Source organism: Streptomyces sp. 13-12-16, assembly GCF_002114215.1.
Taxonomy (GTDB): domain Bacteria; phylum Actinomycetota; class Actinomycetes; order Streptomycetales; family Streptomycetaceae; genus Streptomyces.
Window position 1 is genome coordinate 20,782 of the sequence record NZ_NCTE01001068.1, and the last position, 4,541, is coordinate 25,322.

The 4,541-nt window shown below is 69.8% G+C and carries 5 protein-coding genes and 2 pseudogenes; 3 read left to right on the forward strand and 4 right to left on the reverse strand.

Annotated elements, in window-relative coordinates:
- Positions 1 to 465: pseudogene (locus B7767_RS46810) on the reverse strand (helix-turn-helix domain-containing protein); the annotation flags it as partial.
- Positions 465 to 710 carry a hypothetical protein gene (locus B7767_RS35290; protein ID WP_085575625.1) on the reverse strand — a complete coding sequence of 82 codons (246 nt, stop codon included), beginning with the start codon at positions 708 to 710 and terminating at the stop codon, positions 465 to 467. The gene B7767_RS35290 and the pseudogene B7767_RS46810, both read right to left, overlap by 1 nt.
- Positions 711 to 1,287: 577 nt before the next feature.
- On the opposite strand from B7767_RS35290, the pseudogene B7767_RS48630 reads away from it, so the two are divergent.
- Positions 1,288 to 1,705 (forward strand): annotated as a pseudogene (locus tag B7767_RS48630) (transposase); the annotation flags it as partial.
- Here the strand turns inward: B7767_RS48630 and B7767_RS35305 are convergent.
- On the reverse strand, positions 1,693 to 2,265 hold the full coding sequence (locus tag B7767_RS35305) for a hypothetical protein (RefSeq protein WP_085575626.1): 573 nt from the start codon (positions 2,263 to 2,265) through the stop codon (positions 1,693 to 1,695). The pseudogene B7767_RS48630 and the gene B7767_RS35305 overlap by 13 nt on opposite strands.
- A gap of 135 nt (positions 2,266 to 2,400) precedes the next feature.
- On the opposite strand from B7767_RS35305, the gene B7767_RS35310 reads away from it, so the two are divergent.
- Together B7767_RS35310 and B7767_RS46815 are read left to right on the forward strand one after the other, a co-directional pair.
- Complete coding sequence (locus B7767_RS35310; RefSeq protein ID WP_256923678.1) at positions 2,401 to 2,754, forward strand: helix-turn-helix transcriptional regulator; 354 nt, start codon at positions 2,401 to 2,403, stop codon at positions 2,752 to 2,754.
- A gap of 442 nt (positions 2,755 to 3,196) precedes the next feature.
- Positions 3,197 to 3,349: a hypothetical protein gene (locus B7767_RS46815; RefSeq protein ID WP_179167422.1), complete on the forward strand. Its 153-nt coding sequence runs from the start codon at positions 3,197 to 3,199 to the stop codon at positions 3,347 to 3,349.
- Positions 3,350 to 3,372: 23 nt separating this feature from the next.
- Here B7767_RS46815 and B7767_RS35315 read toward each other — a convergent pair whose 3' ends face one another.
- Complete coding sequence (locus B7767_RS35315) at positions 3,373 to 4,098, reverse strand: dienelactone hydrolase family protein (RefSeq protein ID WP_085575628.1); 726 nt, start codon at positions 4,096 to 4,098, stop codon at positions 3,373 to 3,375.
- Positions 4,099 to 4,541: the final 443 nt, after the last annotated feature.

Genomic DNA, 4,541 nt, shown 5'->3' on the forward strand with positions numbered 1-4,541 from the left:
CCGGGCCCGCCGGTCGGTCAGGAGGAAGGCGCGGGCGTACTCCAGGTAGGGGTGGTACATGGTGTCGGTGAACGCCTGGTAGGGCAGTGGGGGTCCTTCGGCCTCGTGGGCGACCTGCTCGATGCACTGGCGGATCCACTCCGGGCCCTTGTGGGCTTCGCGGGCGGCGGCCGTCCACAGCCGGCGCATGGGTTCCGTGGGTATGCCCAGGACGCGGATCACGCTGAAGGTGATCTCCCAGGCGGGGTAGTAGCCGTTTCCGCGCAGGAGTTCGCTGATCCGGGTCTTGGAGTAGCCGGACCGGTCGACGAGGTCGTCCAGGGTCAGGCCGCTGGTGCGGTGCACGCTGCGGACGGGTTCGAGCCAGGCGCGGTGCAGCGGGCCCGCCTCCGGGGAGATGGGGGCCGGCGGGCGGCCCCGTCTGGCGCTGTGTGGTGGGGGCTGGGCGGCATCGGACGACGGCATCACCGCGGCGCCTCCTGACCGCCCCGCCGCAGCCCGGTCGGGTCGCCTGCGGAGGGCAGTGCGGCGTCCGCGGGACGGGGGCGTCCGTCGGACGCCGTGAACGCCTGGACGACCTGCTGCACGAGCAGGCCCAGGGAGGGCAGCAGGACCGCCGCGGCGGCCGCGTGCCCCAGCACGGTCATCACCGTGCTCCATGTGAGGGCCGCCGCCAGGACGACGGCGGCCACCACCTTCTTACTCGACATCGCACTCTGTTCCTGTGATCGAACGGCACCAACGGGCCCTCCGTCAGGCGGTGCTGAAGCGCCGTCAGGAAGGGACCGCCAGGATGGCCGCACACGGCCGTCCGACGCTATGTGATCATGGGATTACGGAACAATAAGAAGATCCGCCACCTCCCGCTACGCCTCGCCACCCGCCTCGCGGGCCTCATGGCGCGGGGGTTCATCCCTTTGAGGAGAAAAACAGCGCTTCTGCTCTGCAATTGCACGCGATCCCTCATCATGGATGCTCGCAAGGCGCCACTCGACGCCGCACCGCGTGCGGCCCCCTGTGCTGAAGAAGGAAGAGGGGGCCGCACGACCCACCACCCGCGCGCCTCGGCCCCGCGCGGTCGGAGGACGTGACTCCGTCATGCCGGTACGAAGGCCCCCCACCCCTGCCCCAGGGGCATCAGGCGGTCCCCGCAGCCGAGCGGACGCACGATCCGTGCCTCCTCCTTACCGGCTCCGACAAAAGCGGTTTGATCATGTGATCGTCGACTTGATCGTTCGTTGATGGGGGCATGGGGAAGCGTCAGTCGCGGTCGTAGAGCGTGTCGGAATCGTCACCGACGGCCAGGGCATCCCGCTCGCAGTGTCGCCGGCCGGCGGAAACCGCAGGCGACGTCACCCAACTCCTGCCGTTGTCGGACAGGATCCCGGCAATGGCGGGAGTCGTGGGCCGGCCGCGCAGTCGCCCCGACATGCTCTTCGCCAACCGCGGCCACGACCAGGACAAGTACCGCCGACTCCTGCGGCATGCGGCATCCGGCCGGTGATCGCCGAACGCGGCCGGCCGCACGGCACCGGCCCGGGCACCTTCCGCCGGGTCGTCGAGCGGACCGTCTCCTGGCCGCACGGCTTCCGCCGCCTGTGGATCCGCCGGGAGCGACGCGACGACATCCACGAAGCCTTCCTCGGCCTCGCCGACCTGTCCCATCCCCCACCGACACGTCCAACGCCTTTGTCAGGACCTCTGACTCGGCGACGTCGCGGTTCGACGGCGGTAGTAGGCGATCCCGAGAGCGATGGTGACAGGTCCCCATGCGGCGATGGGGGCGAGGCACACCGTCGCGAGCGCCTGCCAGGCGTCGTTGGTGTATCCGACGGTGTCGACGATGCCGTACGGGGTGAGCCTGCGACCGTCGCCGATCGGGACGTCGGTGAACAGCAGGGTGAGAATCAGGCCGCCGAGGATGGCGGGGACGACGGCAGCCATCGGTCGGACAGGTCTGCCGCCGATGACCGGGATCCAGGTGGGTGCCACCTCTCCCCAGCCCCGGACCAGCCCGATGGTCAAGACCGCGATCGCTTCCGATAACACGCTGAGCCCGAGGACGTACGGGATGCTCACCCAGTAGGGCGGCATGCCGAGATCCTGAACCTGCCCCATCTCGAAGTGCAGGGCGAAAGGCAGCCGCCACAGGCACGACGGCAGCAGAAGCAGCGGAAGCGCGTAGGCCAGGCGCATGGCCCAACGGGGAACGGGCCGCTCGGTGTCACTGACAGGCGGAGGCATATGAAAGATCTCCAGCTTCATGGCTTCATCCTCGTGAAGCAGACAGAAACCAGGGATCACCCCTACGGGCCGAAACGCTCCCCCACGCGAAGGACGTTGTACTGCGCAGCATCCTTCGCAGGAGGGACGCTCGCCCTGTTGACCTCAAGGTGCTCCGTGAGCGGATGCAGGGGGCGCTTACCGGCACCATCCTGGATCATCGCCGGTCAGGCCGCCACCGGCTTCGGCCCCGGCTCGGGCAGCGACGGATCGACTAGCGCCCTCGGTTCGAAGGACGACACCTCGCCGGCAGCCTGGATACGCCACCGCCGCCTGGAACGCTGCCGCCTCGACCTTGCCAACCCTCGCCTGAAGGCCAGCCCCATCCAGGCCATCGCCGAACGCTTGGGCTTCACCAACCCGACGCACTTCAGCCGCCTGTTCCGGGCCACCTACGGGATACCGCCGCGGGACTACCGAAACCTGCCGCCCAAGGCGTGCGCGAATCGGCAACGCCCCTGCGCGGAATGACAAGGCCAGGTGCCATCACCCTCGGCATCCTGAATGCCGAACGGCCCTCAGCCACGACGTCCTCGCCCAAGCGGCTAGGCCGTCGGCGCAGGACACAGAACGCGCCTGCTGCCCCAGCAGTAATGGGCCGAGGAATCAGCCTCGAAGTTTCGTGACGGGCCTCCGGCAGAGCAGGAGGCCCGTCACGAAACTTCGAGGCTGAAACGGATTTTGCTGACACGATGGGAAGGTCCAAATGCGCGCAGGCAGGTACACGCAGCTGTTAATCGCGTTTTGCTTAGGCACTGGTCTTACGATGGTGGGGCAGTCGGCAGCTTCTGCCTCGGCAGCGGCAGTCTGCCCCACCACGCCGACACCATCGGATAAGGATCAAAGTTCTTATTTCTATGCGTTCCAGGGCGACACCAACATCCGCACTGGCCCGTACTGGGGGTGCGACATCGTGAACACCGCTGGGCGGAACAACCTCGTCGACTATCACTGCTACACCGACGGCGAAGACGGTACATGGACGTATCTGCGCACCAAGAACACGGTGTACGGCTGGGTGTGGGACCCGTACCTGTCAGGAGACGGGTCCGGCGTGAGGTGTTGACAGCGTCGCGGTCGCCGGCCGGATCACTCCGTTACAGGTAGGCACTCGGCGAGCAGGTCGACGACGTCCCGCCAGGCTCGCCGCGCGTGCCGGGGGTGAAAACCGACCCCGGGAAGCACGGTGTGGTCGACCGGTGGGTGATGGAAGGCGTGCAAGGCGCCGCCGTAGACCACGAGGCGCCAGTCGACGCCCGCAGCCTGCATCTCGGCGGCGAACGCGTCCCGTTGCGCGGGCGGCATGATCGGGTCCTCCGACCCGACCCCGGCCCACACCGGGCAGTGAATGCGCGCCGTCTCGCCCGGCCGGCCCGTGATCAGTCCGTTGACCGTCGCGATCGCGCGCAGGTCGACGCCGTCGCGCCCGAGTTCCAGCGCGATCGCTCCCCCGGTGCCGTAGCCGACGGCGGCGATCCGGTCCGGGTCGGTCCGCGGCTCGGCGCGGAGCACGTCGAGCGCCGCGTGGCCGATGCCCCGCATCCGGTCGGGGTCGGCGAGCAGCGGCATGCAACGGGCCAGCATCTCCTCGGGGTCGCCCAGATAGCGCCCGCCGTGGAGGTCGAAGGCCAGGGCCACGTATCCCAGCTCGGCGAGCGCGTCGGCCCGGCGGCGCTCGACGTCGCCGAGCCCCACCCCCTCGGGCCCGACCAGGACCGCGGGCCGGCGGTCGGCACCGGCCGGGAGCGCGAGGTGCCCGGTCATCGTCAGGCCGTCGGCCGCGTATGCGATCGTGCGCGTGGTCACCGTCGTCATGAGCCTGGACTGTAGTGATCGTCGAGCCCGGTCGGGCCGGTGCTCTGCTGACGGCAGAAGGCAGGTCTCCGGCGTGTTCCGGAACGACCCCGTCATGTGATGTGGCTCCGCTCGGCGCGGGCCCGCAGCCGGGGAGGGGCCAGGGCCTCGACCGCCCTGGTCGCGCAGGGGGATTCGGGCGTCCTCCGACGCCGCGTCGCAGACCGTCGCGAGTTCGCATCCGATGCGATGGGCGGTGCTTGGAACATCGGTACGGCCGTCGGCGCCGAGAGCGGTCATGGTCGGGCCGGCGCGGGCGTGCCGACCCGGTTCCCGTACCCACGCCGGGCCTCGCGCCGGGCCGGGACCGCCGGGTGCCTTGGGTGCCTTGGTCGCCGTCGGGCGGCCGGCAGCGGGCAAGGAGCCCGTGGTGCACGGCGGGCACGCCGGGTGCGGCGCTGACG